Below are 25,674 nucleotides of genomic sequence, written 5' to 3'. Positions count from 1 at the left end.
GATAAATTTCGTTCCCCCTTATCCTTCATTTTGATTTTCTACTTTTTATAAATTTCGTGATACACTTAGTAAATGATTCGAAAAAAGGAGGAATGAAAATGGCAGAACATCATTTCCATTTAAAAGCAGATTGGCCTGGATTGCGTAACGATGTCGGGACCATTGATGCTGGAAATTTAGTGACAAAAATCTCTATTCCTAAAGAAATGGACGGGCCGGGGATCGGTACAAATCCCGACGAAATGCTGCTCGGGGCAGCTGCAACATGTTATATTATTACACTAGCAGCGATGATGGAACGCAGTAAGATCGAGAAAGATGCGCTCACAATGGAATCTGAGGCAATTGTTGACGAGACAAATGGGATCATTACATATAAAAAAATTATCCACCGTCCGAAAATCGTATTAAAGCCAAGTGCTTCTGACCGAGATAAAAAAGTCGTACAAAGGCTTGCTGAAAAAGCTGAAACTTCATGTATGATCAGCCGCGCCATCCAAGGCAATGTGGAAATTGAATTAGAAGCAACGATTCTCACTTCTGAAAATTAAGGGATCGAACGAATAAAAGGGTCAGTTCCCATCAAGTTAATGCTTACTCGATGGGAACTAACCCTGTTGGTTAGATCCGCACTTTTTTTACGCACCAAGCCCTGAGTCTAGGTCAGAGTACAACCCGAACCATAAAACCTAACAATCCTTTAAAATACGATTTCTAATACTCCTCTTGACCCTCTTCTTTTAGTGATGCAGTAGCCGCGAGATCGTCTTCTTCAACTTTTCGAAATCCTTTATCTAATCTTCCCGCATTCTCAATATCACCTGAAGCTTCATAACCGCCGACTTCAGTATTGGAAGTTGTCCCATAAAGACCCATTCCGCCCAATTTTACGTTAATTTTTTCTTCTTTATTCTTATCCACTTAATCCACCTCTTTCTTCAATAATGTAACCAGAGGAGACAAAATAATGTGCTTTTCATAACACAATTTAGATTATCATTAACATGCGGGATAGTTATAGGCTATAATCCTTTAAAACCATACTTTCTTGTGGGAAGTTATTGTTAAAATAACTTGTGCAACGGATTTCACTTCTACTAAAAGAGCCTCTCCACCGATAACAAATTTCGGGTGGTATTTAATTTAAGCAATGGTTATTTTCATTTATAAAAATTATTTTTTTCAACTGCTCTATTAGCTCCATCATATTCATGTGCTTCAGCGATTTCAGCAAAGATAGAATATCTTCTCGAAAAGTAGTAACATCGGCTCCAATTTCTACCGCAATTTGGGTCTTTTTTGGTGTTGATAAAGGTGAACAGCTACGTGTCCTACTCAGCCTTGTACCACCATAAATACTGCCGTGAACCTGGTTCTAATTGAAGTTGTTAAATAGTGAAACATGGGGATTGTTCCCCACACCACTCCCAATATTTACCGTTTATAAGAATTATAAATATTCGCAGAAACACCCTCCCCGTGTTTCACTTTTCCGTTTGAAATAAGGAAATTGATTTTTCCGATTAATGCTGGCAGTTCGCTCATTGATTTGATTGTAAAATCCGCTCCGTTTTGGATAAACGATTCTTCTGTTCTAGCAATCACTTTCTCTTGCTCCTCTTTCGTTAGAGCATGAAAATCATCTTGACTTAATCCCATTTCAGAGCTGCCAATAACCACACCGACTGCCCAAACCCCTGCATTCACTGCCTCTTTTATATCTGATACGGTATCTCCAACTTTTACTACCTTCCATGATGCAGATAATTGTAGTGCTTCCATATTTCGGTAAATCATATAAGGATACGGTCTTCCCAACGAATTCGTTCCATCAGGAGTGATATAAAAATCTGGATGATAGCCCTTTTCTAAAGCATTCGGAACTACCACATCCATCATGGTTTGTGTATATCCGGTTGTGGAACCAATTTTAAGCCCTTGTTCTCTTAATATTTGTACTGTCTCAACAACTTCTGGAATCGGTTCTGTATACTCGCTTAAAGAAGACATAAGGGCCGGTTCAAATTCTGCATATAATTTCTCTACATCCTGTTCATTAAAGGGTCTTTTGTAGATTTCCTCCCATAATGCCGAGATTCTAGGCATCGATAGCATCGCACGGATATGGTCAATTTTCAACATGCCCATCGGTTCTCTTGCCTCTGCCATCGTCACTTCAATCCCTGCCTGTTTAAAAATATCAATAAATACTTTTACCGGGGCAAAGCAACCGAAATCAACGGTTGTACCAGCCCAATCAAAAATAACACCTTCTACTCTGTTCATTTTTTCACCACTCCTATGTAAGTTTCGATAATATCGCATAATTCTTCAATATCTTCTTCATAAATCTCCCCAATATTTCCGATCCGAAAGGTCCTTTCATTCGTCAATTTCCCCGGATAGAGGACGTAGCCTTTCTCCTTCACAAAGGTATAAAAATGTTCAAAGTGAAAATCGTCACTAGGATAACGGAAGGTTGTAATAATCGGAGATTGTTTTTCTTCCGGTAAATAGGCTTCAAACCCTACTTTCTTGAGTCTTTCTCTTAAAATATGATTATTCTTTTGATAACGGGAAAACCTCGCTGGAATGCCCCCTTCTTCCTCTAATTCATCAAGAGCCTTCGAAAACGCAGCCACTACATGGGTTGGTGATGTGAAACGCCATTTCCCATCCTTGTCCATTTCCTTCCATTGATCAAATAAATCGAGTGACAAACTGCGAGAAATTCCCTCACAAGCTAGTAGTTTCTCGATTTTAGCAATGACAAAACCAAAACCAGGAACCCCCTGAATACATTTATTAGCACTGCTGATTAAATAATCAATCCCTAGTCCAGGAACATCGATCTCTATGCCACCAAAACTACTCATTGCATCAATGATTAACGTTCTCCCAAATTCCTTTGATAGATTTGAAATCATTTCAATGGGATTTAAGATCCCTGTTGTTGTTTCACAATGAACCATGACGATATGTGTAATGTCGGGTTCCTCTATTAAAATATTCCTTATTTCTTCCTCATTTGGATATTGATCATAAGCTACAGCATATTGGTAAAAAGCTAGTCCAATAGATTGGGCGATTTTTACAATTCTATCTCCATAGGCACCGTTCGTTATAATTAAGGCCTTATCCCGATTCGAAATCGTTGAATTCATTACCGCCTCAACAGCAAACGTACCACTTCCTTGCATGAGTACAGCTGTATATTCTTCTTTAGACGCCCCTGCCAAATCAAGAAGCTGACTTCGAATTTTTTGCGTAATGATTTTATAGTCATTGTCCCATGTGCAACGGTCCATCAGCATTTCCTCTTTCACACTGCTTGTCGTCGTCAGAGGCCCAGGGGTTAGAAGTTTGTAGTGATTCATCGTTCTCTATCTCTCCTTTATTTAGTCAGAAGTTGCTGGAAAGTAACGTTTTTTCAAACGAGTTGAAATGATCTCCAATAGAAAAGCTATAATGAAAATGGCATACGTAATAAAGCCAACTTCACGCAGATCAAAGTAAAAGCCAGAGGCCATAAAAAGCTCAAATCCAATTCCGCCGGCTCCTGCTGCAGCTCCCATGGCTACAGCTACACCGAAGTTAATTTCAAACCGTAAGAAAACCCATGATAATAAATAAGTAAAAGTAGAAGGTACAACACCGCTTCTGACAATATGCCACCAATTTGCCCCCGTTGATTGCAGTGCTTCAAAGATTCCCTTATCCACTTCTTCAAATGCCTCAGAAAATGCTTTAACTAAATAAGCAATTGAATGAAATAACATCCCAAGAACGGCCGCTTCACTTCCCAACCCAGCGGCAATCGCAAAGATTAACACCCACAGTACGGTCGGAACAGCCCGAATAATGGCAACAAAAACACGAACGATTCTTGATACCCATAGGGGAGCTAAATTCGTTGCCGCCATCAATGAAACGAAAAAGGCAATAACGGCACCAATAATCGTAGCTAAGAACGCTAAACCAATTGTCACTCCCACTTGATAGACCGCTTCTCCTAAATCAAAATGAGTCAAAGCCGGCTGGAAAAACATCACTTTCAAGTTATAAGCAGTTTCTGTTATCGCCGAGCCTAATTCCAGCCCTTCATAGTTAAAAAATAGAAAAGCAGCAACGGTCAAAACGGTCAGAACGATTAACGTCCATCTTACGGCTAAATTCCCTTTGTTCCTCGACTTTATATGAATTCGCCCGTCTTTCTTTCTTTTGATATAGGTTACGGTTGCTTCCATTATAAAATCACTCTCCGTACATTATTCGAAATGAGATCCACCATAATAACGGTAATAACAATACATAAGGTTACAAGTGCTACGACTTCATAATTTAACATTTTGTAATACATATCAAAGGTGTAACCAATTCCCGTTCCTGTTAAAATTCCTACCAAGGTGGCATTTCTAATATTCGTTTCCACCATAAATAATACCCAGCTAATCATTTGCGGTAAGCATTGTGGAATAACCGCCTTACCGACAATTTGGAAATAAGTTGCTCCTGTTGCCGTTAAGGCCTCCACAGAACTTTGGCTCGCTTCATCAATCGATTCGATAAAAGCTCTTGTTAAAAACCCTACCGTCCCAACAAATAGAGCAAGAAAGCCGGTTACCGAATTTTGTCCAAAAGAAATAAGCAAAACCAATGACCACGCAACAACAGGGATATTTCTTGAAACCGAAGCGATAAATCGGGCAAATACACTAAAAAAGTTATTCACTTTTGTTGTTTTGGACCCCACTACCCCTAAGAAAAGAGAAACAACAGCCGCGATCGTTGTTGCCGCAATCGACATAAAGACGGTTTCAGCTAATTTCTCCAGGATCTTTGGCAATTTATCAAGCGATTCCTGTGTCACTAATAAATTAGAAAAGATCCAGCCAATCGCTGTAGGGATCGTCGCGACTCCCTCTACAAAGTTAAAGCTTGTAAGCGCTGATGATAAATGGGTAAGAACGATGATGATAAGAAGAAAAATACCTGTCTGCCATCTGCTTTTTCGCATCTCTTTTTCATTCACTGTCATTTCTCCTTACGCTGTTATTAAATCTTTCATTTTCGTCCCGTAAATGGTTTGAATTTGTTCGTCACAAAGATCACGGCTTTTTCCATTAAATACTACTTCACCTTTATTCAACCCAATAATGCGATCTGAATAGTGTTGTGCCACATCTACCTGGTGTAAATTTACTAAACAAGTAATACCCATTTCCGTACTAATCGATTTTAAATGATCCATAATCACTTTAGATGAATTTGGATCCAGCGAAGCAATCGGTTCATCACAAAGAATTAGTTTCGGTTCTTGAATAAGTGCTCTGCATATTCCTACACGCTGTTGCTGGCCACCACTTAATTGGTCACACCGCTTATAAGCATGTTCATGAATTCCGAGCTGTTCCAGTAAATAAAAGGCACGTTCTTTTTCTTCTTCTGTGTATCTGCCTAACAAGCCTTGCAGCGTTGTTTTATAACCAAATCGGCCATGCAGCACATTCTCAATCACCGTCAAACGAGGCACAAGATTATAATGCTGAAACACCATCCCAATATTTGTTCGTAATTGACGTAATTCTTTTTTATTTAAACTTCCTACATCCTGATGGTTAAAAATAATTTTTCCCTCATTAAAATCAACCATTCGATTAATACAACGCAGCATCGTCGATTTACCAGCACCGGACGGACCAATGATGGATACAAATTCGCCTGCTTTAATTTCAAAATCAATATTCTTTAATATTTGTTTATCTGCTGTATAAGATTTACCGAGGCCTTTTACCTTTAACAATGACATAGGCTTTATCTCCTTTTTCTTAATAAAAGTGGGCAAGAGTGCTTATGAACGAGTAGACGTAAATGCACACTCTTCTCCCTAAATAATTATTTATCACTTACTACTTTGAAGATTCACGGATTGGATCATACCATTCATCTTCCACAGCCACTAGCCTTTCTTTATCGCTTTTTGAAAATAAAGCACTCTGTTCTGAATCTTTAGGAGCAAAGATTTTTTCATTATTGGCTACGTCATCTGAAGTTAATAGTTTTTGAATCGTATCAAAATCTTCTTGACCCAAGGTATCGATATTCACAACAAATGGTTCATTTAAGACAGGTGTCGCACTCATGATTGTAAATTCCTTGCCTTGAACGGTATTAAAAGGTTCTGCTGCACCATCTTTTACACGATAAACTGCACCAACGGTATTTTCTTCTCCTTTGGCAATCTCCACATATTCTTCCACACATGTATCACAAAATGCCGCAACATCTGCATTTCCCGCCAATAAATTGACAGCTGAGCCTTGATGAGAGTTTCCAAATAATACTTGCGAGAATAAGGATCCGCTTTCCATTAAATCTTCTTCCGTTAAGTCTGCATACTCTTTTTGTTGAGAGAAATGTTCAATAATACTAGCTGCAGGAACTTTAAATCCTGATGTTGAGCTGTTTGAAACGAATGAAAACTTTGTATCGGCAATCGTATCAAGTGAAAATTCACCGTTTTCTTTATATTTATCTTGTTCATCTACATTTACTGCTAACCAGCTATAATATTTAGCATCTTCCAACGTTCCAGATTCACCTGATTTTACAGCGATTGTTTGAATCGCATCATTTCTATTATTTGCTTCAACATAGCCTTGTGCACCCATAAATGCGAGGTCCGCATTGTTGTTTACTAGCGTTTCGATCGCAATCGCATAGTCTGTTGTTAATTGATGTTCCACCTTTTTACCTGTCGCTTCTGAAATAAGTCGTCCAATTTCATCACGGGAGGATTTTAAATCCTGACCAGACTCGTTCGGATACCAAACAATTTTAATTACATCATCAACTTTCACGGCACCGTTAGTAGTACCTCCACCGCATGCTGTTAATAAAACAGAAAATAGTAAAAGCATTGTCAACATCCATTTAGTTTTCATTTTCTTCTCTCCTTAATAGATTGATCGTAAAATTTGTACAACATCTTCCTTCGTTAATGCAACGGGGTTATTATCCATCCGACCCTTTGTAAAAGCTTTCGACGTAATTGTTTCGATGATTTCTTCATTAGCTCCGTAATCTCTGAGTTTGCTAGAGAAGCCTGATTGCTCATGAAAATGTTCAATAAGTTCTTGTATTTCACTGCAGCTGCTAACACCAAATGCATCGAGCAGCTTATCGTTTTCAATAATCGAGTCAAAATTAATTTCCATTACCTTTGCCAGTGTAATGCTTGCTGCGATTCCATGAACCATTCCAAGCTCCAATGTCAGAGGATAGGATATGGAGTGGCATGCCGTTGTCCTTGTATTGCTAAAGGCTAGACCGGCATACAAGCTCCCTAAAGCAATTTCTTTTCTTAAAAGAATGTCATTCGGCTGATTTAATACCTTTTCAAAGTTTTTTACAATTCGTTTGATCGCTTCTAATGAATAGATTCTTGAAATTTCATTGGAGCTTTTTGACCAGTAAGCCTCTGTTGCATGACATAATGCATCTAAAGCAGTTGATGCCGTTAATCTCTTCGGTAAGGATGTTGTTAGAGCTGGGTCAACAATAGCTGTGTGCGCATATAAGTGTTCACTATCAACGGACATTTTCACTCCGTTCGCTCGATCCCAAATCGTTGCCCAACATGTAACTTCAGAACCCGTACCTGAGGTTGTAGGAATGCCAATCCATGGTACAAATTTTTTATTTTTTATGTATAGTTTTTGTTTAATTACAGAGCGTAAAGTAGAGATAGAATCTATTTCCATGCCCTTTATGGCAGCTAACGATTTCGAAAGATCTAAAACACTGCCACCCCCAATTCCTACGATGCATTGGTAATCAAAGCTTTCAATTTGTTTATAAAAATGAAACAAGTCTTCCACATCAGGATTGGATATGTTCACTTCTAATGGTTTGACTTCGAAATCTCCAAGACTTTTAAAAAGTCCTTGTCCAGCATCAGATTCCGAAAAATCACCACCTCGATGCAAAAGGAGTATCTTCCTTGGTTGAGAATGGAGGGTACTTAATATATCCTCGATGACATCGATCGTATCTATTTTAATTTTGACTGGATTAAAGTAATTCCCCATTATGTTCGTTCCTTTCTTGTTCGTTTCTTTGTTTTGCTTCACAATGCAAGATTAATCGGTTTTTTGCGGTTTTACAATGGGTTTTACGCATTCATTACACAACATTTACACTATTTTCCTAGTTTAAATAAAATATTTACTTTACAAATTGCGTTTTTATGCTTTGTTTTGCATTTTTGTTAGATATGCTATGCTTTTTATACTAGTTATTTAAAGGAATAGGAGAGAGCAATATGATGTTACAAGAGCAAAGACATCAAATGATTGAATCCTTTTTAAAACAGCAAAAAGCTGTAAAGGCATCTGAGCTTGCTACTTTATTAGATATCTCAATTGATACTGTACGAAGAGATTTAGAGACTTTAGAGAAAAAAGGAACCCTGAAGAGAGTCCACGGGGGAGCCGTTTTAATTCAAAACAGTGATAATACGCTTAACAAGCTTTTTAGTGAGAGAGAAGTTAAAAACCTAGAGAAAAAACAAGAAGTTGCTTCATTAGCCGTTGAATTAGTTGAAGAAGGCCAGGCCATTGCTTTAAATGGTGGGACAACGACAATCGAAGTAGCGAAAGCATTGGTTAATATGTTTAAGAGACTAACTATTATTACGAATGATCTTCGAATTTTATCCATTCTTGGAGCGAATAAGGGGTTTAATGTCATTCTTACCGGTGGTTTTTTTAATCCAGAGGAATATACATTATACGGGAAACAATGTGAAGAAATCCTTTCCCATTTTAATATTGATTTTGCCTTTATCACGGTGAACGGATTATCTCTCCAACATGGTTTAACCGACTTTCGAATGCATGAAGTCGGTGTGATTCAAGCGATGATTTCACGGACCAAATATAAAGTAGTAGTGGCGGATTCAACAAAGTTTGAGACATCTTCTTACATTAATGTCTGTCCACTAAAGAACATTGATCTCATTGTTACAGACAGCTCATTGCCCTCTAATGTAGTTGAGGAGTACAGCAAACAGGATATTCGAATTCTATCTCCACATTAATGTATCGACAAGTCACAGTGAACTGTCGGTTAGTCAATAACACTTTTACCAAACGGGTAAGCAAACCGGAGGGGCTAGGATTGTTGGAGAAGTACATTAAAATAAGAGGCATTTGAGGCCGTTCTCTATCTCACATGTAAGTGAACAACAGAACGGTTCTCTTCATATTCAAACCAATGGACACACTTTTCTAGACTTTTTAAAATAATAGTTTAATAAAAAAGAGCCCCAAGCGTCTTCCGTTTTAGAAGAAACTTGTGACTCTTTTTTGACCAATCGATTAGCTTTTATTAACCACTTTTCACCTTAGACTCTATAGTTGTTACGGTTCTTTTCTTCATCATCTGCTGTATATTTGAGTAGCTAAAGAGAGCAATGGCTCCCCAGATGCATGCAAACGTCACAAGATGATCCTTCGTAAAAGGCTCCCCATACATAAGCACACCTAGAATTAAACCAATGGTTGGCGCTATATATTGTAAGAAGCCAAGCATATTTAGGGGAATCTTTTGCGCCCCAAGTCCAAACAATAGAAGCGGGATCGCTGTGGCGATACCTGACCCGATTAATAATAGATCATTTTCAAGTAACCCTGTCCCAAAATGGTTCTGACCATTTAACCCTAAATAAGTTAAATATAGCAGAGAAAGAGGGAAAACAAATAAAGTTTCCAACAACAAACCTAGAGTGGAATCAACCTTTATTAATTTTTTTGCCAATCCATAAAAACCAAAAGATAAAGCTAATGCAAGCGACATCCATGGAAGCTTTCCAAGGGATAGAGTCATATAGATTACTCCGATTCCAGCCAACATAAACGAAAACGTCTGCAACTTATTAATCTTTTCACGCAAAACAAAAACACCTAACAAAACCGATACAAGTGGATTAATATAGTAACCCAAGCTTGCCTCCACAATGTGATTCGTATTCACTGCAAATATGTAAGTCAGCCAGTTAATACTGATCAAAATAGAGGCTAGAATCAGGCCGATCCACGCTTTCTTCTTACTCATTTGAACCCGGAAGAAATTTTTAAATTGTTTTCTTTTAAAAAAAGCAACGATAATAAATACAAATACAAAGGACCAAATCACTCGATGAGCTAATATTTCAAGAGCGGGAACACCACCTAAAAATTTCCAATAAATTGGTAGAATCCCCCACAAAATATAGGCACCTACTATAGAAGAAATCCCTATTGCCTTTTCACGTTCCATTCTTATCACCAGTTTCTGTTTTTCGGGACTTTTGTACCCGTTCCTTAAAGTGGATATGATATTATATCATATATTTTCTTTTTTATGTGTATGAAGTTGCCTACAAAAACTATTTTTACAGTGCTTTTTTCTGGCAACGATCATTTGACAAATTACAGGGACTTATTGATTTTAGGCATTGAGATTTCAGTTAAATGGTTTTACAAAAAAAGAAGCAGATCCTCTACCTTTCAAATAAATTTTTTCAACTAACTCAAATCTTTAGCGTTTTTCTTATTGAAAAACAGTTGTAATCATGTTTTGCAATTTCTATTTATAAGGGTTCTATTAGGAGATATATCTTAATAATCATTATTTTTTCTTTAAACGATACAAATCCATGGTTTTGTACCCTTGTGACAATACATCCACCATTTGTGATCGCCGCTTATCCCGTGTGGCTTGTTGCTTTGCGGAAAAGATATAACGGGCCCAATCTCTCCTATACCCTGGTGTCAACTCTTGATAGAGCTTAAGCTCATTTGGATGATCCGCTAATAAGTTCTTGACATCCTGAATTTGATCTTCGTAATCCGCTACACATTGGCTTGAAGCCGTTGATTTTTTCATCTTCTTTTTTTCCCGCTTTAATCCCACTACCGTAAAAACATCATCCATTCCCACCATTCTTGAAAACTTTAAATCGCTGTCTTCCACATATCCTTCTTCCCCCACTTTCAATGTGGGAAAGATTTCATCTCGATGGATATAACTTACATACCTTTTATTCCCCTTTTTCGGATAGGCAAAGAACAAATATCCTTTTTCAAGTAACAACTGTTCTTCAATCACTTTTTTTGTAAACTTCACCATATCGTCAACCGTCTTGATAAAAATAAAAATTGCATCATGATTCCCTAATAACTCCGTCTGATATCCGTGAAAGAAATTGTAATCATCAGGCTCATTCAAAACAGCAAGATTTTTGTATTTCGTAAGGTTTAATTTATTGATAATTGTCATAGTATCTCCTTTTGATTTCAAATAGAAATTAGTGTTATGTTACATTTTATTTATTTTTTAAATGAATTACTACTAATCCTTCTTTTACAATCACATTATTCCTTTTTCCATTTTTCAAAGATATAGTTCAATCATTCGGGGTGTCCCTATAAACGAAATAGTTATGTCCACTTTATAAACTTTATGGTTTTGAAGTCCATCATTCTCTTAGGTAAATGGAACTATCCTAACTAAAGCATTTTTTAAATAACGGATACAACGTCCTGCGCTAAAGGTATGAAGTTTTATAATAATCTGATTTCTTTAGTTTTTAGTGACAAATGTTACATACCTAATTCTCAAAATTGTTTTAACATATTCATATATTTAAATATACTTGATGGAGTGAAACAAATGAAGATTGGTACAAACGTGATATTTAATGGAAAAATTTATTCGATTAGATGGCTATATGATAATGGAAATTGTGAAATTCAGAGGATAGATGGATTAGGAGAAGTTGAATTAGTGTCAGTTGATGAGCTTGAAATCTTAGAAAAAATCATTGAATACTGCTAATTTGATGGTTTTCGCTTTTTATATGTTCGGGTAAACAATAAAGTCTATTATACCGTCCTGGTTAGATTGTTCCAGTCAAAATTAGTAAGCTAGAAAATTGCTGCTACATTGATGCAATACATAGAGATTAATTATTGCAAAAGGAGTTGTAGGGTTTGTATATGAAGAATGCTCTTAATCTTACTTTAGAGGAGTTAAATAAACGTATTTCTCATTTTGAAGATCGTCTTACGGATTTTACTATTACAGAAGAACAATTAGAGTTTATCAAAGAAATGTTAAGAGAATTAAGGACCGCTAAAGAAATCAAGATCTCCCAATAAAAAAAGAGCCCCTGTTAGGGTCATTCCCGACTTTAGACACGGGATGAACTTTCACCTTAAATACGGTGTACACAAAGATTTTTTAGCTTTTTAAATCACGGGATCGCTTCTAGAACAAAACCGTAAGTTTTTACATAAAGGAGCAAATTAAACGAAGATATAATGGAACTGCTTAATGTGTTTTATCTAGGATTTATTTAGCAAGTAATGGCCTCTAATAATAATAAAATCCCCTCGAAGAAACCTTTCCGTTCTTTAAGGGGATTACAACGATTTTAGCACAATAGATAGAGCGCAATTTCCTCAATGAAGAATTACACCCTTATATTGAAGCAGTAACTTCTGATCCTAAAATTATAGCAGCGTTTCACATCGGTTATCTTCTAATGGAAAATGAATCTTTCTGTTTTATAAATTGTTCTACTTCAGAAGCAGTTAGTAAATTCATATCTCCTTCAATTGTATGTTTTAGTGCAAAACAACCTGTAGCAAATTCGATCGCCACTTCAGGCTCAAAATGATTAATCAATGAATAAATTAAACCAGCTGAGAAAGAATCTCCAGTTCCCACACGATCGACAATTTCTACTTCGAGTTTCGAAGATTGATAAATGGTCTTACCATCCGAAAGAATCGCCTGTAAACGGTTCCGATTTACTGAGAGACTCTCTCTAAATGTCATTGCTAAGTATTTAATGTCAAAGCGTTGTTGGATTTCAAAAATAATTTCTTTATAATCTTCTACACTTGGATTTTTAGGTAATTGATCTTTTAAATCGTTTCCATTTTCTCCAAGCAATTGCAGCGGTTCAACGCCGATACAAACATCTACATATTCCATTAATTCAGCCATTTTTTCTCGTGCCTTATCAAATGACCATAATGAACTACGATAATTTAAATCACAACTTGTTGTTAATCCTTTTTCTTTTGCAATGATTAGCGCTTGTTTTGCAATTTGAAATAATTTCTTATTCAGTGCAGGTGTAATTCCGCTTATATGGAACCAATCAGCATCGGAAAAAGTCTCTTCAAAATCATATTCATCAATGGTTGACATTGCAAAGGAAGAGTTGTTTCGATCATAAATGATCTTGGAGGGTCGAACCGAAAAGCCTTTCTCTAAAAAATAGATTCCCAGACGATCTCCGCCATAAATCATATGTTCCGTTGAAACTCCGAATTGGTTTAAATGATGTTCTGCACTTAATCCTATCGGGTTATTTGGCAGTTTACTAACAAATGAGCTCTTTAACCCAAGTTTAGATAAAGATACAGCAACATTGGCTTCTCCCCCGCCATAAACAACTTCCATGCTTTGTGCTTGTTCGATCATTTGATAGTTTGGAGGTGCCAATCGCAACATGATTTCACCCATTGTCACGACTTTTTTCTTTTCTGTTTTTCCTACGTGTAAAACATTTATCATCGATCATATCCCCTTTTTCAACATAATTGTAGCAGCGGTTCTAGCTGAAAAATTAATACAACAAAGTTTCCCATTCCCAGCGAAGACGTCTGTGCGTTTATTTTTTAAAAAATTAGACCTCCAACGGAAAAAGGTGCAAAGTCTCCTCAGTTTCCGGAAAGTACCTAGCACCTCATCCTGTTATTTGTTCTTTACTTCGGCAAATATTCTCCATATTTCGGAAGAATCGTATCTTTTGTATAGAAATCTACTTGTCGAAGATTCTCAACAATTCCTGGCATATCCAATGCCTTTACAAGTTCATTAATTGCTTGAACTCCTGCATTCGCGTGAGCTTCTCTCTCTTCAAATGTTTTTAAAAGGGGTGTTGCCATATGATCAGATGGCTCGTAAAAATAGGAACCTACTGCCCCAGATTGATAAGCGTATTTCCCGAGTGAATTACCTGGATTTTTACTCATTCCTGCTAACATATGTTGAACATCATAAGTGACTGAATGTGATTCCGGAACATTCAATGGTACATCTTCTAATCTACCTAATATTTTATAGGCTCCGATATTCATATCATGGAACTTCTCCATCAAGTTGAATTGGACTGCTTCTGATGCCTTTAGTATATCCATATAGAGAATGGGTACTTTCGTTTCATCAAAGAAATCTCTCACCATTCCACTTACAGTTATATAAGCTGGACCATGGCTCGTGATATACACCTGACGTCTAAATCCTTGGTTTAATAGTGACTTGGCAATTTGATACAAGTATGTCATTCCATCTTTCACACTCATTTGAACCGTTCCTCTTGCCATAATGGTTCCGCCTGCAAAGAAATAAGGAAGGTTATGCAAAACAAGCCCATCTGAAGCCTCAGCCATTTTCAATGCAATCGCCTCTGCTAATACTGTTTCAGCATCGAGGGGTAAGGCACCATGTGTTTCTGTTACTCCTACAGGAACAAAAATCAAATCGTTTTTTTGTAAATATTCTTCCACTTCACCATTTGTTAATTTAGATAAAAAGCGAGTACGCATGTCTGTCATCGTTACCATCTCCTAACATGTTGAATGAGGATTCTCTTTGCTAGAAAATCCTCAATTAAATCACTTTGCACCCGAATTAAGAGGCTCTTCTTTCTCTTAAAACGGAGTACATTTCATTCGTTCTCTTCGTGTTTAAATGAAAGATTAAACCTACACCGATCAAGATTAAAATGAATGCAGCAATTGGCAAGGCTGTATACATTTTCAATACACCTTCTGCCACTTCTTGTGTTTGAGATTTAGCTCCAGATACGAATCCAACCCAACCTAAAGCGTAACTTCCAAATGCCGCTCCTACTCCCATGCCTACTTTTCGAACAAAAGAATATAAAGAATAAAGGGTTCCTTCGTAGTGCTTGCCAGTTTTGTATTCTGTGTAATCAATACAGTCTGTGACGAGTGCCCAAACAAGCATAATGAATACGAATGATCCAATGGTTGCAATATTATATAGAGTCGCAAAGACATATACGTTTCCAATGGTAGTAAAAGTCAAAAACGCGGATGCCAATAAACTGAATGTGGATGAGACAATAATTAAATTTCGCTTATTAAATTTAGCTACCAATCTAGGAATAAATACGAATAATACCAATATGACACCCATCGAAATGAATTGATTGATTGCAAATGCACTCGGTGCATCATAATACTCAGCAAACACGATTGGAGCTAACGTAGCAACTCCAGATACAATAAGCATCGACCCAAGAGTAGCAACCATCATGCCGATTAACGGTCGATTCGTAAAGGCTGCTTTAAATGCATCTTTAAAACTATATTCAGGCTTTTGACCAAATGCTTGATCATCGCGAACTCGTTCAGTTGTCATTTTTAATAACAACGTATAAGACACGAGTGAGAGAATACTAAATACAATTGCAATATAGAAGAATGCCTCTGAAACAACATTTCCTGATTTATCATAGATAAAAGTAGGGACAAACGATAAGAACCCAACTGAAACAATCATGCCACCAATGGAGCGTGCACGGGATAATTTTGTCCGTTCAACCGGCTCATTTGTAATAACCGATGCTAATGAACCATAAGGAATTGCATCCGCTGTATAAGCAACACAGAAGAATAAATAAACCGCTACAACCCAAATATGAATCGCTGTAGAATGCCAACTAGACACGTCAGCAAAGCTAATAAACAGGATGCCGCTAATAGCCATTTAGAAAAGTTAATCCATGGTTTGAACTTATCACCTGATTTTCCAATTTTAAAACGGTCTGGAAGCGTTCCCATAATTGCTGTAATAAATGCATCAAAAATCTTCCCTACTAAAAACATAGTCCCCATGAAATAAGGACTTACCCCTAACACATACGTACAGAAAATGATAAAAAAGCTAGCGATGTAAAGGTTTACAAAACTTCCACCAACATCTCCTAACATATAGCCAACTTGATCTCTGACTCCAAACTTTTTCATGATTTACCCTCCTTCAAATACACCCATTTAAACGCTTACATTTAGGATAAAAAAATATAATATTCCTGTGTTTCTTTAAGCTTTTAACAAAAAGACTAATAATGATTTCTTATTTTGTAAGCGTTTTTCCTTGTTCTTGAATACAAGTATACACCCAAACACCAAGAGAATTTTTCACTATAATTGCATGTTTTTTGTCATAAAATTGCATCCTTTATTAACCAAATAAAAGGATATATTTATAGAGGCCACAAATAGGTGCATGATTGCTCATACACCCTTAACTAATTCTAATCACCCGTATTTCATTATTGTCGCCCGCTAGTTGTTATTTTTGGATCTTCTTTTTATACTCTACAGGCGTGAATCCTTCCTCCTCTTTAAAAACCTTTGAAAAATATTGCGGATTGCCAAATCCTACCATAATAGCAATTTCGGTCATGGAAAGATTGGAAAATGAGATCAATTCTTTCGCTTCTTTGATCCTTCTTACATTTCGATAATGGCTAATGGTGATCCCTTTTTCCTTCTTAAACGAACGCATTAAATGTGAAGGATGAACATGTAGATTACTCGCTATTTCCTCCACAGAAATATCCTCCGTAAAGTTCATCTCTATATAGTTGACTGCCTTCTCAACAATGGATAAGTTGCCACTTTTCGATTTTCGAATAGTTGGATCAGAATACTCTGTCACCATATTTGCATGAATCTTGTCTAACTCAGAAATGGTTACAGCATGCTCGACCATAATCGCATATTTTTCTGATATGAAATGGCTTTGCCAAGCACTCAGGCCCCCTTTTTCAGCAACATAGCTATAGAGGGTATTATGCGATAACAAAATATTTTTATAAGATCTGATTTTATCATTTTGGACTCTGTTCAGAATCTTTAATTGTTTATCTCCAAATTTCTGTGCCATGTCTTTTTCCATTTTCGTAATAAAATCCCGGTCACCCAATTGAATTCCATGGAGGAATTTTTCCCTTAACTGATGAAGCCATTCAATGTATTCAGGTGTAAGCCCATTTTGATCTAGATTTGAAGTAGGTGTATCTTCCATTTGCCTCTCCCGTCCCGTACCTAGTAGCTTCCGACCATAATTTCGGTCTTTTTATTATAAACAACCAAGGGGAAAAATATAGATACTTTTCGAGGTGTCACGTTACAGATAGCCCACTATCATTCAATGTGGCAATAATATTCTTTCTTGACACGAACAAATAGAAGGGTCAGTCCCCCATCAAATTGATGGGGAACTGACCCTGTTTGTTAAGATCCGCTTATTTAACGAACGCGAGTCCCTGTCCATTTAAAATGCAGGAATCGCTGTTTCATCATAATTTTCTTCTAAAAATTCTCTTACCTCTGGGCTTGTCATGGCTTCAGCTAGCTTTTGAATTGGTTCAGATTCAGCATTATCTTTACGTGCGACAAGTGTAATCGCAAAATCATTGTCAACTCCTTCTGTTAGAAGAGCATCACTTTTTGGTGTTAACCCAAGTGGGGCTGCATAAGCTGGCGTCATCACGACTGCATCTGCATCATCGTACATTCTTGCGAGCATTAATAAATCTACTTCTTCAAACTTCAGGTTTTTCGGATTGTCCACAATATCTGCTTTTGTATAATAAATATCTGTTTTTTCTTTTAAGGTAATAACATCATGTTGGGCTAACAAGGATAAGGAGCGATCAATATTTGAAATATCATTCGCAATCGCTACAACGGATCCATCTGGCAAATCCTCAATTGAATCGTATTCTTTTGAATACACGCCATAATTCGCAAAATAAATCGGCACAATTGGAACAAGCTCGGTACCTTTGTTTCGGTTAAATTCTTCCATATACGGCACATGTTGGAAGAAGTTTGCATCTACCTCTTTTGCTGCAAGAGAGCTGTTCGGCTGAACGTTATCTCCTAAAACAACGACTTCCAAATTAATCCCTTCTTCAGCAAGTCTCGGTTTCACGAGATCCAGAATTTCCGTCATAGGCGGAATTAACGAAGCTACTTTTAAGGTGACTTTCTCCTGATCTTGAGCATTTTCCTGTTCTTTCGTTTCATTCGTATCCTTATTATTCTGGCCACATGCCGCTAAAATAAATAAAGACATTACAATCAAAAATAAAATTTTCTTCATCATTTTCCTCCTAAGATGGTTCTATCTTTTATCAATCACTCTTGATACCGTGGTTCCAATAAATTGAATGAGCTGTACAAGAATGATCATGATGATAATCACATAGATCATTAAATCTGTTTTAAATTGTTGATACCCATACCGAATGGCAAAATCTCCAATACCCCCGCCTCCAACCACTCCCATGATGGTTGAATACGATATAAAGCTAATGATGGACGTTGTTAACCCGAGGACGAGTCCAGAACGAGCTTCAACATAAACGAATTTGAACATCACTTCCTTAACAGAAGCCCCCATTGAAATCGCCGCCTCTGTCACCCCTTTTGGGACGTCCAATAACGATTGCTCAACGAGTCGCGAATAATGCGCAATCGCGATGATCGACATCGGAATAGTTGCAGCCGTTGTACCAATCGCAGTACCAATGACGAGTCTAGTAAATGGGATTAAAAAAACTACTAATAATAGGAACGGGAAAGAACGGATAATATTGACTAATAAATTGAGTGTCGAGAAAACATACCGATTCTCGAGCATATTCCCTTTTCGATAAAGATAAAGCAACGTCCCAACAGGAATTCCAATTACAACCGCGGCTAATATCGATACACCGACCATAACAAAGGTTTCTCCAATAGACCGCCAAATTTCAGCTTCATATTGAACTAAAACATCAAGCATGGTCCATCTCACCAGCCTTTGTCAGTTGTTCTATAAAGTATTGTGGACGAGGATCTTTAGTCGTAATCCCTTTCGGATCAATGGACACCGTGTCATAGATTTCTCCATCCGCCATGACCGTAACTCGATTACAAATACTTGAAATCACGTCCATTTCATGACTAACCATGACAATGGTAACGCCAAGACTTTTATTAATATTTTCCAAAACCCGTAAAATATCACTCGTAGTATGAGGATCAAGTGAAGAAGTCGGTTCATCACATAACAAAACTTTCGGTTGGTTTGCTAATGCCCTTGCGATGGCTACACGCTGCTTTTGTCCTCCACTTAATTGCGCAGGATATTTATCTATATAACTTTCTAACCCAACAAATTGAAGACACTCCATCACACGTTCCCTACGCTCATTCTTTGGAAAATGAGTTAGTTCTAACGGTACAACGACATTGTCATACACGGTTTTATTCGCTACGAGATTAAAATGTTGAAAAATCATCCCCATTGATTTTCTTGCTTCCCGAAGCGCCTTATTATTTAGTGCTGTTAATGTTTGACCATTTACTTCGACTTTCCCTTCATCAGGGAATTCTAACAAATTCATTAACCGCAGCAAGGTTGATTTACCCGCTCCACTAGCCCCAATAATGCCATGGATTTCTCCCTTATGAATGGTCAATGTGACCGATTTAATCGCCTGAAACTGCGAGAAACTTTTCGAAACACGAGTTAATTTGATCATAAAAAAAACCTTTCTAACAAAGAGGGATTCACCACATCTCTCTATTAGAGTGACTTCCCTTGATATGCGTATTTTATTATAAATCATACATGTAAACTGTGATTCAAATCAACTCTATGATTATTGTTTTTATCTTCCCTATTATCTATTAATTCTTCGTTTTTCCATTATAATCATTTGCCTTAAAAAATAAAGAACAAAATACTACTCACAGGTTCTGTTTTAGAGGGAAACCAGTTTTATAAAGCCGCATCAAAATTACCATCTAAACTGGCACCATAAAATAACAAATAAAGAGCATATGGTTTGTGCTCTTTATCATTATTAAATGAATACCTATTAGATCATATTGTTAAATTCTGGTTACGAATTAAACCATTCTCCTCAACAATCTTCTCCCACGAACGAGCTTCGTTTCTAGCTAAAATACTGTTTGTTTTTCTCTATTTATCAAATGGAAGCCGTGGGTTTTCATCTCTATAAATAGAGTATGTCCATTCTTCATTTTCCATTTGAGAACATTGGTCATTGTTACAAGAAAAAATGTAGGTCTGCTTATCAGTGCGGACACTTACTCCAAAGTAGTAAGGGAATGCACCACCTTTATTTTTATCCATATTTGAATCAATAGCGATGATATTCTCTTTTTTAGCTAGCTTTTTATAATCATCACTCTCTACTGTTTTTTGGACCATTTCACTTAAAATAACCTTTTCCTCTGCGGAAGGCTCATAAGCTTGTTCAATCGTTTGTTTTCCGAATAAATATATATTTAATCCTAAACTTATTATTAATAAAACAAGTACAATCTTGCTCTTCATAGATCAATCCCCTTTTTTATAACGTTTACCTTTTACTAAATTAACCTATTAGTTCCATTACCTATGGTTTCATTATTATACAGTATTTTCCAAGTGAATCCTTCAACTATCTTAAACTATTTCGTTGATGTTTAATCTATTATTTTTAACCGTAGAATTAGCATTTTAATCGAGAAAGACCAAAGTTATTATCCAACTTCATTCATTTGCTGATTTTGTACTAATTTAAACGAATTTATATAAAAGTATTTAGTAAACAACAAAAAACAGACTAAAATATTGCAAATTAATCTATTGATTTAATATTTATTTATTTTCCCACTTTTCTATTCCAAAAGAGTTTTCTAAAACCATTGACCTTGCCTGTTCATTTATTAAGCCTTTTTAGTTTTTCAAGATTTTCTAGGACTTTAATTTCATGATCCGTTAGGTCTGTAAATAAATCACGATAATGTCTTTCGAAGTAATCTTCTAGAGCAATGATTTTTTCATGTCTAGGATATTTCTTCCCATTTTCCCAGTATGAGATAGTAGAAGGATCAGCCCTGACAATTTCTGCTAAATCATAGATAGAAATTCCTTTTTCTATACGGTATTTTTTAAGTCTCTTCGGCCCAATATTTCGCGACATCTTGCATCCTCCTCCCCATATTTTATCCATAGACATTTTATGCTGTCGATTTTTAATCATGCCATTCACCATTTTAAAAAGTGATGGTGCACAATTCTCCCTTTTATCAGTATAACAATCATGAAAGGAGAGGATGAAGAATGGCAATTTTGGTGGCGATGGATTCAAAGTTACGGTTGGTTTATGAAACAGGGATTGGTGAGGGTGGAAAACCGATTTACAAAGCGAAGTCGTATGGCAATATCGTAGAAGGGGTAACAGCGAATCAGCTGCAGCAAGTGGCACAAGCCTTAGCTTCCTTGTCGAACGATCCACTAAGCGGGATCCAGCAGAGCGAACTTCATGAAGTGATTTAATTTCATTCAGTAAGGCGCATTTACCTGACTTTATAATAGGAAAGGATGAATGTAATGGCGAAAACAATTGAATTGCATTTTAATAGTAGTCTTGGCAAGGTAACGAAATTAACGGTGGATAATCCAATTGAACCGATTGATCCCGTTAAAGTGAAGAGTGTCATGGAAACAATTATTGCCGCTACTATCTTTGGTGGACAATCCGGAACGTTAATAAGCCCGAAAGAAGCCCGTCTTGTTGAGCATAATGTGACTGAATATGAATTAGTTTAACTTTATAAGGCTGCTCGCTCCTTGGCAGTCTCTTTCTATAATGCATGAAAAATGAGGTGTTTTTATTGGATCAACTAATTCCTGTGATCAGCGAAGTCGGTTTCCCGATTGCCGTCACCCTTTATTTGCTCTATCGGATTGAAGCAAAACTGGATGTGGTCGTCCAATCGATTCAAAGCTTGCCTGAACGCATAAAGGAATAAGTAACAGTATATTCGCCCCTTTAGACAGATTAATCTGGCTAATAAAGGGGCAGATTTTTAGGCCCGCGTCACAGTGACAACCCGAATTAGAATGAGATTATGGCATTGAAGTTACAGTCCAGTGGATCAAACCTGTTACGATAAGCAAAAACAACATAAAGGAATTGGAGTACAACATCAGGTTCCTAATCATGTTTCTTCCTGTCATTTTTTTATATACGATAAACCCTAACACAATCGAGATCATCCAAATCATTATGCCTCCGTATGAAAATAAATACGGTGAATTTGCTATCCAAAATACTGTAACGAATAAATAAAATGTCATTAAAATCGTAGCTAATCCTTTCACGTTTCTCCCCCCTCTTCAAACATAGATTAATAGAGTAAAAAGTGTCCGCTCTATTTCAAAACGCTCACATGCGTCTTATTTGTCCGAGGGTAAGATATGCGTTTCACCAACGGCACGAGCACCATTTATTCTAGTTGAACTATTTCTTATTTGCATACATTCTTGCCATTGTTGAAGTTGAAAATGTTAGAGTATATTTCCCTCTAAGTTCTTTTTGTACTTTTTCTGTTAATTTAGCACCTTGTTTATTATGTTCTTCTTCCAATTCTATTCCATTTGGTATTAATTGATCTTGATCCCAATCGATCCATTGCCCATATTTATTTGCCCATTCCGTTAATTCGCTTTTCAAACCATTTGAAATCGGGATATCTTCTAATTCAAAGTTACAACTGCATTGATTACACCAAAAAGGATCTGTCCCAACATCCCCTTCAACCTTTAATTTATAGGTTTCTTTTTGTTCACAAAAACAACGCATTCAATTAGTACCTCCCTGAAACAGCTTTTTCGTCAAAATCTCCTTTTATATTGTAAAAAGTTAAACCGTACAGCCCCTACTTTTACCATTGCCCGTAAAAAGATGAACTTTCAAATTCCAGCATTTAAGACTTCTTCAATATAATCCTGTAATTCCTCTTTTACTTCCTCCACTGATTCATCAAGCAATTCACCGATAATCTTGCTTCCAGGGATGGGTTTTGAAATCGGCATACCAAATAAGGAACGTTCGCATACCCATATTTTAATCATATAAAAATCAATCATCTCCCCGCTGCTTTTATCAGTAACCCCTACTGAAACAGAAGAACGGTATCCAGGCTTAAAAGGATCATCGCCTTCTTGATCAAAACCAGCATCCAAATCTAAGTTTTTCTCAGCGAAAACAGATTTATTTTCTTGTAATCGTCTTTCAACATGTTCTTTTAATACCGATTCCATCCTTTTAATCTTTTCCTTTAATTCCATATTGAAATCTTTATATTGATACTTCATTACAATCACTTCCTTTTAAAAGGATAATTATGAAAAAGTAAGCGAGAGAATACAGTTTGAATAAATAATGACAGAGTACATATCCTATTGCTGGTCAGGAGGTGAAATTCTATGGCTAGGGACGATAATAAAAACGTACATAGTGAAAAAAGTATATTAGACAGTATTCAAAACGATGATCAAGCTGCTTTTGAACTTGTGCAACATAATGCAGAGAGACGTGAGAATGCTGAAAAAGTAGATCCTACTCATGTAACAGAAGATACAAATTCGAATCGTGCCAATCAATAAAACATTCCCAGACAGCTAAATAAAAGCCTACAAACTTAGGCTTTTATTTTTGTCTGAGTCACAGTGACAACCCGAATTAGATTTAAACTTCTTCTTGATAGACCTCTGATTTTATCGGCTTTGAAGTTAAAGGGATTTTAAACTCCTGAAGGTTTTCTATATGAGTAAAAAAATCCTCTATATCATCATAATCCATTGACCATTCTCCAGTTTCTAACTTCCTCAATTCATCTGTTGGATTAAATAAAAATTCGCAGTGAAGTTGTTCCATTCGAGAATATCCATTTTCTTCATATACAGTAAACTGACGTACAAAATCAAGGTGAAATAGTTCTTCACCTGTAAAATTATAAACGCCACATTGAAATAGGATTTCTCTATCTTCTTCTCCCTCAACCGGCTCTTTGCAAAAAGCCTTAAATGTTTGCCAAACCTTATTTATATCATCGGTATCGTCACCAATTTTGCTTCTAAGATAACTTTCGGCATTCTTAACTGTAATCATCACAACACCTCCGATATTATTATGTAATGATTCTTGTTATCTAAACCGTTCATTCGTCAAATATGATGTCAACAGGACGATCTCAATTTTTATGTGAAAGGCCCCGTTACTTAAAGTGTACATTTTCGCATTTTATTACAACTTTATATTAAATTAAAAACCAAATACCGATACACATCCCCATAAATAAAGTTCCAAAGATAAACAACGTTATTCTTAGAGCTGATATATGATAACTTCTGAAAGTTATTTTATATAGCTTGTGAAGCCCCATCAAAATCCAACCGACAACGATAAAATAGCCTGTGGAATCTAACCCTTCATTTGTTTCCTCGTAATATCCTTCTGCCCTTTTTGAAAATGAATAATAGAAAGCCATAATACTTAATAGTCCCGTTATTACTGATACCCCTAATGAAGTAACCATTTCCATGTTATATCCCCTATTAAAACAAATATGTAATTTTTCTAAAATTATAATTCTAGTTAAATACGAAAAACACTATAAATAGTTTCATTTATTAAACAGTTATATAAACCTTAAGCCTGTGTCTCATAGTGACGACCCGAATCTGAAATCCACTCATCCTCGTTTCCTCATGCGAATGATTCTCAAATGCCATATCTTTTGCATTTTTCTTCATTTCTTTGTACCGTAATATATAAAAGGTTGTTAATTTTTTCTATTTTCAAAATCAAAATATCTTTTTTCAAAACTTCTTGTCCCTTGGTCACTTAGGTATGAAACTTAAGTCGGCTATTGTGATAGAAAATATTTCAGATAAGGATGGTTGTGTAAATGTCTACGATTCAAAATAAAGTTGTAATTATTACTGGAGCCTCTAGTGGAATTGGCGAAGCGGTTGCGAAGGATCTTGCATCTAAAGGGGCTAAGGTGGTGCTGGCTGCCCGGCGTGAAGAACGATTAATAAAATTACAGAATGAAATTAATAGAAATAACGGACAAGCAATTTATAAAATGACAGACGTGACTTCTCCGATTCAAATGGAGGAACTTGCTGAGGCAGCACTTAAAGAGTACGGAAGAATTGACGTACTGATTAATAACGCTGGGATCATGCCGCAATCAAAGCTATATAAGAAAAAAATTGATGAGTGGGACAGAATGATTGATGTTAATATTAAGGGTGTCCTGTACGGAATTGCAGCTGTCCTTCCATATATGAGAGAACAACAATCAGGCCACATTATTTCCCTATCATCTCTTGCAGGATACGGTGTATGGCCGGCAAGTTCAGTCTATAGTGCGACTAAATTTGCAGTACGTGCAATTATGGAAGGCCTTCGAAAAGAAGAGCTTAGAAATAACATTCGAACAACCATTGTTTCCCCGGGAGCTGTCGATACCGAATTAACGGAAACCATTACAGACACAAACCTTAAAGCAATATTTGAAAAAGTTTATCAGGGTGCAATCGAAGCAGACAATATCGCCCGTGCCATTGCCTTTGCTATTGAACAACCCGATGATGTAGCGGTCAGTGAGTTAGTAATTCGCCCAACAAGCTCTGAAATTTAGACTAGAATGTTAGCCT

34 protein-coding genes are annotated in these 25,674 nt (G+C 36.5%); 9 read left to right on the top strand and 25 right to left on the bottom strand.

Annotated features, from left to right (window positions below; all coding sequences use genetic code 11):
• The first annotated feature begins 98 nt into the window (after nt 1–98).
• On the top strand, nt 99–551 hold the full coding sequence (locus R4Z10_RS07295) for an OsmC family protein (protein ID WP_338472540.1): 453 nt from the start codon (nt 99–101) through the stop codon (nt 549–551).
• A 163-nt stretch (nt 552–714) separates the two neighbouring features.
• Here the strand turns inward: R4Z10_RS07295 and R4Z10_RS07290 are convergent, their stop codons facing one another.
• The 8 genes from R4Z10_RS07290 to R4Z10_RS07255 all read right to left on the bottom strand — a co-directional run bounded on the left by R4Z10_RS07290 (nt 715) and on the right by R4Z10_RS07255 (nt 8,132).
• Complete coding sequence (locus R4Z10_RS07290; protein ID WP_338472539.1) at nt 715–921, bottom strand: hypothetical protein; 207 nt, start codon at nt 919–921, stop codon at nt 715–717.
• A gap of 513 nt (nt 922–1,434) precedes the next feature.
• Entirely contained in the window at nt 1,435–2,286 is an 852-nt protein-coding gene (gene phnX, locus R4Z10_RS07285; protein WP_338472538.1) for a phosphonoacetaldehyde hydrolase, read from the bottom strand.
• On the bottom strand, nt 2,283–3,377 hold the full coding sequence (gene phnW / locus R4Z10_RS07280) for a 2-aminoethylphosphonate--pyruvate transaminase (RefSeq protein ID WP_338472537.1): 1,095 nt from the start codon (nt 3,375–3,377) through the stop codon (nt 2,283–2,285). Before phnW ends, phnX begins: the two co-directional genes overlap by 4 nt.
• 21 nt (nt 3,378–3,398) lie before the next feature.
• Nucleotides 3,399–4,247: an ABC transporter permease subunit gene (locus R4Z10_RS07275; protein ID WP_338472536.1), complete on the bottom strand. Its 849-nt coding sequence runs from the start codon at nt 4,245–4,247 to the stop codon at nt 3,399–3,401.
• Nucleotides 4,247–5,032: a phosphonate ABC transporter, permease protein PhnE gene (phnE, locus tag R4Z10_RS07270; protein ID WP_338472535.1), complete on the bottom strand. Its 786-nt coding sequence runs from the start codon at nt 5,030–5,032 to the stop codon at nt 4,247–4,249. The genes R4Z10_RS07275 and phnE overlap by 1 nt, the downstream gene beginning before the upstream one ends.
• Nucleotides 5,033–5,044: 12 nt before the next feature.
• A complete protein-coding gene (phnC, locus tag R4Z10_RS07265) occupies nt 5,045–5,809 on the bottom strand; it encodes a phosphonate ABC transporter ATP-binding protein (RefSeq protein ID WP_338472534.1) in 765 nt (254 codons plus the stop codon).
• 100 nt (nt 5,810–5,909) lie between these two features.
• On the bottom strand, nt 5,910–6,944 hold the full coding sequence (locus R4Z10_RS07260) for a PhnD/SsuA/transferrin family substrate-binding protein (protein ID WP_338472533.1): 1,035 nt from the start codon (nt 6,942–6,944) through the stop codon (nt 5,910–5,912).
• Between the two features lie 12 nt (nt 6,945–6,956).
• Complete coding sequence (locus tag R4Z10_RS07255; protein WP_338472532.1) at nt 6,957–8,132, bottom strand: phosphonoacetaldehyde reductase; 1,176 nt, start codon at nt 8,130–8,132, stop codon at nt 6,957–6,959.
• 191 nt (nt 8,133–8,323) lie between these two features.
• On the opposite strand from R4Z10_RS07255, the gene R4Z10_RS07250 reads away from it, so the two are divergent.
• Nucleotides 8,324–9,100, top strand: coding sequence for a DeoR/GlpR family DNA-binding transcription regulator (locus R4Z10_RS07250; protein WP_338472531.1), 777 nt, complete (start codon nt 8,324–8,326; stop codon nt 9,098–9,100).
• Nucleotides 9,101–9,390: 290 nt separating this feature from the next.
• Here R4Z10_RS07250 and rarD read toward each other — a convergent pair whose 3' ends face one another.
• Both rarD and R4Z10_RS07240 read right to left on the bottom strand, forming a co-directional pair.
• The gene (gene rarD, locus R4Z10_RS07245; RefSeq protein ID WP_338472530.1) at nt 9,391–10,320 is read right to left on the bottom strand and encodes an EamA family transporter RarD; all 930 of its coding nucleotides are present in this window, start codon (nt 10,318–10,320) and stop codon (nt 9,391–9,393) included.
• A 351-nt stretch (nt 10,321–10,671) separates the two neighbouring features.
• Nucleotides 10,672–11,322, bottom strand: a complete 651-nt coding sequence (locus R4Z10_RS07240) for a YdeI/OmpD-associated family protein (protein WP_338472529.1) — start codon at nt 11,320–11,322, stop codon at nt 10,672–10,674.
• Nucleotides 11,323–11,706: 384 nt separating this feature from the next.
• Here R4Z10_RS07240 and R4Z10_RS07235 point away from each other — a divergent pair, with 384 nt between their 5' ends.
• Together R4Z10_RS07235 and R4Z10_RS07230 are read left to right on the top strand one after the other, a co-directional pair.
• Entirely contained in the window at nt 11,707–11,880 is a 174-nt protein-coding gene (locus tag R4Z10_RS07235; RefSeq protein ID WP_338472528.1) for a hypothetical protein, read from the top strand.
• A 155-nt stretch (nt 11,881–12,035) separates the two neighbouring features.
• The gene (locus R4Z10_RS07230) at nt 12,036–12,203 is read left to right on the top strand and encodes a hypothetical protein (RefSeq protein WP_338472527.1); all 168 of its coding nucleotides are present in this window, start codon (nt 12,036–12,038) and stop codon (nt 12,201–12,203) included.
• A gap of 376 nt (nt 12,204–12,579) precedes the next feature.
• Here R4Z10_RS07230 and R4Z10_RS07225 read toward each other — a convergent pair whose 3' ends face one another.
• From R4Z10_RS07225 to R4Z10_RS07180, 10 genes are all read right to left on the bottom strand, one after another.
• Nucleotides 12,580–13,632, bottom strand: coding sequence for a sugar kinase (locus R4Z10_RS07225; protein ID WP_338472526.1), 1,053 nt, complete (start codon nt 13,630–13,632; stop codon nt 12,580–12,582).
• A 191-nt stretch (nt 13,633–13,823) separates the two neighbouring features.
• On the bottom strand, nt 13,824–14,675 hold the full coding sequence (locus tag R4Z10_RS07220) for a creatininase family protein (RefSeq protein ID WP_338472525.1): 852 nt from the start codon (nt 14,673–14,675) through the stop codon (nt 13,824–13,826).
• 76 nt (nt 14,676–14,751) lie between these two features.
• Nucleotides 14,752–15,855 (bottom strand): MFS transporter, encoded by a 1,104-nt coding sequence (locus R4Z10_RS07215; protein ID WP_338472524.1) that lies wholly within the window; start codon nt 15,853–15,855, stop codon nt 14,752–14,754.
• Nucleotides 15,774–16,115: an MFS transporter gene (locus R4Z10_RS07210; protein WP_338472523.1), complete on the bottom strand. Its 342-nt coding sequence runs from the start codon at nt 16,113–16,115 to the stop codon at nt 15,774–15,776. Before R4Z10_RS07210 ends, R4Z10_RS07215 begins: the two co-directional genes overlap by 82 nt.
• A gap of 328 nt (nt 16,116–16,443) precedes the next feature.
• The gene (locus R4Z10_RS07205; protein ID WP_338472522.1) at nt 16,444–17,181 is read right to left on the bottom strand and encodes an AraC family transcriptional regulator; all 738 of its coding nucleotides are present in this window, start codon (nt 17,179–17,181) and stop codon (nt 16,444–16,446) included.
• Nucleotides 17,182–17,430: 249 nt separating this feature from the next.
• Complete coding sequence (locus R4Z10_RS07200) at nt 17,431–18,264, bottom strand: MetQ/NlpA family ABC transporter substrate-binding protein (protein ID WP_338472521.1); 834 nt, start codon at nt 18,262–18,264, stop codon at nt 17,431–17,433.
• A 21-nt stretch (nt 18,265–18,285) separates the two neighbouring features.
• Nucleotides 18,286–18,948: a methionine ABC transporter permease gene (locus R4Z10_RS07195; protein WP_338472520.1), complete on the bottom strand. Its 663-nt coding sequence runs from the start codon at nt 18,946–18,948 to the stop codon at nt 18,286–18,288.
• Entirely contained in the window at nt 18,941–19,690 is a 750-nt protein-coding gene (locus R4Z10_RS07190) for an ATP-binding cassette domain-containing protein (protein ID WP_338472519.1), read from the bottom strand. Before R4Z10_RS07190 ends, R4Z10_RS07195 begins: the two co-directional genes overlap by 8 nt.
• A gap of 443 nt (nt 19,691–20,133) precedes the next feature.
• A complete protein-coding gene (locus R4Z10_RS07185) occupies nt 20,134–20,511 on the bottom strand; it encodes a hypothetical protein (protein ID WP_338472518.1) in 378 nt (125 codons plus the stop codon).
• Between the two features lie 367 nt (nt 20,512–20,878).
• Nucleotides 20,879–21,142 (bottom strand): helix-turn-helix transcriptional regulator, encoded by a 264-nt coding sequence (locus tag R4Z10_RS07180; RefSeq protein ID WP_338472517.1) that lies wholly within the window; start codon nt 21,140–21,142, stop codon nt 20,879–20,881.
• Between the two features lie 140 nt (nt 21,143–21,282).
• Here R4Z10_RS07180 and R4Z10_RS07175 point away from each other — a divergent pair, with 140 nt between their 5' ends.
• The 3 genes from R4Z10_RS07175 (at nt 21,283) to R4Z10_RS07165 (ending at nt 21,974) form a co-directional block, all read left to right on the top strand.
• Nucleotides 21,283–21,498 (top strand): DUF1659 domain-containing protein, encoded by a 216-nt coding sequence (locus tag R4Z10_RS07175; protein ID WP_338472516.1) that lies wholly within the window; start codon nt 21,283–21,285, stop codon nt 21,496–21,498.
• Between the two features lie 54 nt (nt 21,499–21,552).
• The gene (locus tag R4Z10_RS07170; RefSeq protein ID WP_338472515.1) at nt 21,553–21,771 is read left to right on the top strand and encodes a DUF2922 domain-containing protein; all 219 of its coding nucleotides are present in this window, start codon (nt 21,553–21,555) and stop codon (nt 21,769–21,771) included.
• Between the two features lie 65 nt (nt 21,772–21,836).
• On the top strand, nt 21,837–21,974 hold the full coding sequence (locus R4Z10_RS07165; RefSeq protein WP_338472514.1) for a YvrJ family protein: 138 nt from the start codon (nt 21,837–21,839) through the stop codon (nt 21,972–21,974).
• 97 nt (nt 21,975–22,071) lie between these two features.
• Here the strand turns inward: R4Z10_RS07165 and R4Z10_RS07160 are convergent, their stop codons facing one another.
• The 3 genes from R4Z10_RS07160 to R4Z10_RS07150 all read right to left on the bottom strand — a co-directional run bounded on the left by R4Z10_RS07160 (nt 22,072) and on the right by R4Z10_RS07150 (nt 23,322).
• Nucleotides 22,072–22,326, bottom strand: coding sequence for a hypothetical protein (locus tag R4Z10_RS07160; protein ID WP_338472513.1), 255 nt, complete (start codon nt 22,324–22,326; stop codon nt 22,072–22,074).
• A gap of 139 nt (nt 22,327–22,465) precedes the next feature.
• Nucleotides 22,466–22,807: a hypothetical protein gene (locus R4Z10_RS07155; RefSeq protein ID WP_338472512.1), complete on the bottom strand. Its 342-nt coding sequence runs from the start codon at nt 22,805–22,807 to the stop codon at nt 22,466–22,468.
• A 110-nt stretch (nt 22,808–22,917) separates the two neighbouring features.
• Nucleotides 22,918–23,322 (bottom strand): hypothetical protein, encoded by a 405-nt coding sequence (locus tag R4Z10_RS07150; RefSeq protein ID WP_338472511.1) that lies wholly within the window; start codon nt 23,320–23,322, stop codon nt 22,918–22,920.
• Nucleotides 23,323–23,433: 111 nt separating this feature from the next.
• Here R4Z10_RS07150 and R4Z10_RS07145 point away from each other — a divergent pair, with 111 nt between their 5' ends.
• Nucleotides 23,434–23,613 carry a hypothetical protein gene (locus R4Z10_RS07145; RefSeq protein ID WP_338472510.1) on the top strand — a complete coding sequence of 60 codons (180 nt, stop codon included), beginning with the start codon at nt 23,434–23,436 and terminating at the stop codon, nt 23,611–23,613.
• 82 nt (nt 23,614–23,695) lie between these two features.
• On the opposite strand, the gene R4Z10_RS07140 is transcribed toward R4Z10_RS07145, so the two are convergent.
• Together R4Z10_RS07140 and R4Z10_RS07135 are read right to left on the bottom strand one after the other, a co-directional pair.
• Entirely contained in the window at nt 23,696–24,118 is a 423-nt protein-coding gene (locus R4Z10_RS07140; protein WP_338472509.1) for a hypothetical protein, read from the bottom strand.
• Between the two features lie 148 nt (nt 24,119–24,266).
• Nucleotides 24,267–24,551, bottom strand: coding sequence for a hypothetical protein (locus tag R4Z10_RS07135; RefSeq protein WP_338472508.1), 285 nt, complete (start codon nt 24,549–24,551; stop codon nt 24,267–24,269).
• Between the two features lie 366 nt (nt 24,552–24,917).
• Here R4Z10_RS07135 and R4Z10_RS07130 point away from each other — a divergent pair, with 366 nt between their 5' ends.
• Nucleotides 24,918–25,658: an SDR family oxidoreductase gene (locus tag R4Z10_RS07130; protein WP_338472507.1), complete on the top strand. Its 741-nt coding sequence runs from the start codon at nt 24,918–24,920 to the stop codon at nt 25,656–25,658.
• Nucleotides 25,659–25,674 lie beyond the last annotated feature (16 nt).

Source organism: Niallia sp. XMNu-256 (assembly GCF_036670015.1).
In the GTDB taxonomy this organism is placed as follows: domain Bacteria; phylum Bacillota; class Bacilli; order Bacillales; family Cytobacillaceae; genus Bacillus_BD.
The sequence above is the reverse complement of the archived record's forward strand: the minus strand, read 5'-3'. Positions and strand labels throughout refer to the sequence as shown.

Excerpts from the sequence above, each read along its gene's own strand:
- R4Z10_RS07295 (WP_338472540.1), top strand. The coding sequence starts at position 99 with ATGGCAGAACATCATTTCCATTTAAAAGCAGATTGGCCTGGATTGCGT.
- phnX (WP_338472538.1), bottom strand. The coding sequence starts at position 2,286 with ATGAACAGAGTAGAAGGTGTTATTTTTGATTGGGCTGGTACAACCGTT.
- phnW (WP_338472537.1), bottom strand. The coding sequence starts at position 3,377 with ATGAATCACTACAAACTTCTAACCCCTGGGCCTCTGACGACGACAAGC.
- R4Z10_RS07275 (WP_338472536.1), bottom strand. The coding sequence starts at position 4,247 with ATGGAAGCAACCGTAACCTATATCAAAAGAAAGAAAGACGGGCGAATT.
- phnC (WP_338472534.1), bottom strand. The coding sequence starts at position 5,809 with ATGTCATTGTTAAAGGTAAAAGGCCTCGGTAAATCTTATACAGCAGAT.
- R4Z10_RS07260 (WP_338472533.1), bottom strand. The coding sequence starts at position 6,944 with ATGAAAACTAAATGGATGTTGACAATGCTTTTACTATTTTCTGTTTTA.
- R4Z10_RS07250 (WP_338472531.1), top strand. The coding sequence starts at position 8,324 with ATGATGTTACAAGAGCAAAGACATCAAATGATTGAATCCTTTTTAAAA.
- rarD (WP_338472530.1), bottom strand. The coding sequence starts at position 10,320 with ATGGAACGTGAAAAGGCAATAGGGATTTCTTCTATAGTAGGTGCCTAT.
- R4Z10_RS07240 (WP_338472529.1), bottom strand. The coding sequence starts at position 11,322 with ATGACAATTATCAATAAATTAAACCTTACGAAATACAAAAATCTTGCT.
- R4Z10_RS07225 (WP_338472526.1), bottom strand. The coding sequence starts at position 13,632 with ATGATAAATGTTTTACACGTAGGAAAAACAGAAAAGAAAAAAGTCGTG.
- R4Z10_RS07220 (WP_338472525.1), bottom strand. The coding sequence starts at position 14,675 with ATGACAGACATGCGTACTCGCTTTTTATCTAAATTAACAAATGGTGAA.
- R4Z10_RS07215 (WP_338472524.1), bottom strand. The coding sequence starts at position 15,855 with ATGGCTATTAGCGGCATCCTGTTTATTAGCTTTGCTGACGTGTCTAGT.
- R4Z10_RS07210 (WP_338472523.1), bottom strand. The coding sequence starts at position 16,115 with ATGAAAAAGTTTGGAGTCAGAGATCAAGTTGGCTATATGTTAGGAGAT.
- R4Z10_RS07205 (WP_338472522.1), bottom strand. The coding sequence starts at position 17,181 with ATGGAAGATACACCTACTTCAAATCTAGATCAAAATGGGCTTACACCT.
- R4Z10_RS07200 (WP_338472521.1), bottom strand. The coding sequence starts at position 18,264 with ATGAAGAAAATTTTATTTTTGATTGTAATGTCTTTATTTATTTTAGCG.
- R4Z10_RS07195 (WP_338472520.1), bottom strand. The coding sequence starts at position 18,948 with ATGCTTGATGTTTTAGTTCAATATGAAGCTGAAATTTGGCGGTCTATT.
- R4Z10_RS07190 (WP_338472519.1), bottom strand. The coding sequence starts at position 19,690 with ATGATCAAATTAACTCGTGTTTCGAAAAGTTTCTCGCAGTTTCAGGCG.
- R4Z10_RS07185 (WP_338472518.1), bottom strand. The coding sequence starts at position 20,511 with ATGAAGAGCAAGATTGTACTTGTTTTATTAATAATAAGTTTAGGATTA.
- R4Z10_RS07180 (WP_338472517.1), bottom strand. The coding sequence starts at position 21,142 with ATGTCGCGAAATATTGGGCCGAAGAGACTTAAAAAATACCGTATAGAA.
- R4Z10_RS07175 (WP_338472516.1), top strand. The coding sequence starts at position 21,283 with ATGGCAATTTTGGTGGCGATGGATTCAAAGTTACGGTTGGTTTATGAA.
- R4Z10_RS07170 (WP_338472515.1), top strand. The coding sequence starts at position 21,553 with ATGGCGAAAACAATTGAATTGCATTTTAATAGTAGTCTTGGCAAGGTA.
- R4Z10_RS07155 (WP_338472512.1), bottom strand. The coding sequence starts at position 22,807 with ATGCGTTGTTTTTGTGAACAAAAAGAAACCTATAAATTAAAGGTTGAA.
- R4Z10_RS07150 (WP_338472511.1), bottom strand. The coding sequence starts at position 23,322 with ATGAAGTATCAATATAAAGATTTCAATATGGAATTAAAGGAAAAGATT.
- R4Z10_RS07145 (WP_338472510.1), top strand. The coding sequence starts at position 23,434 with ATGGCTAGGGACGATAATAAAAACGTACATAGTGAAAAAAGTATATTA.
- R4Z10_RS07140 (WP_338472509.1), bottom strand. The coding sequence starts at position 24,118 with ATGATTACAGTTAAGAATGCCGAAAGTTATCTTAGAAGCAAAATTGGT.
- R4Z10_RS07135 (WP_338472508.1), bottom strand. The coding sequence starts at position 24,551 with ATGGAAATGGTTACTTCATTAGGGGTATCAGTAATAACGGGACTATTA.
- R4Z10_RS07130 (WP_338472507.1), top strand. The coding sequence starts at position 24,918 with ATGTCTACGATTCAAAATAAAGTTGTAATTATTACTGGAGCCTCTAGT.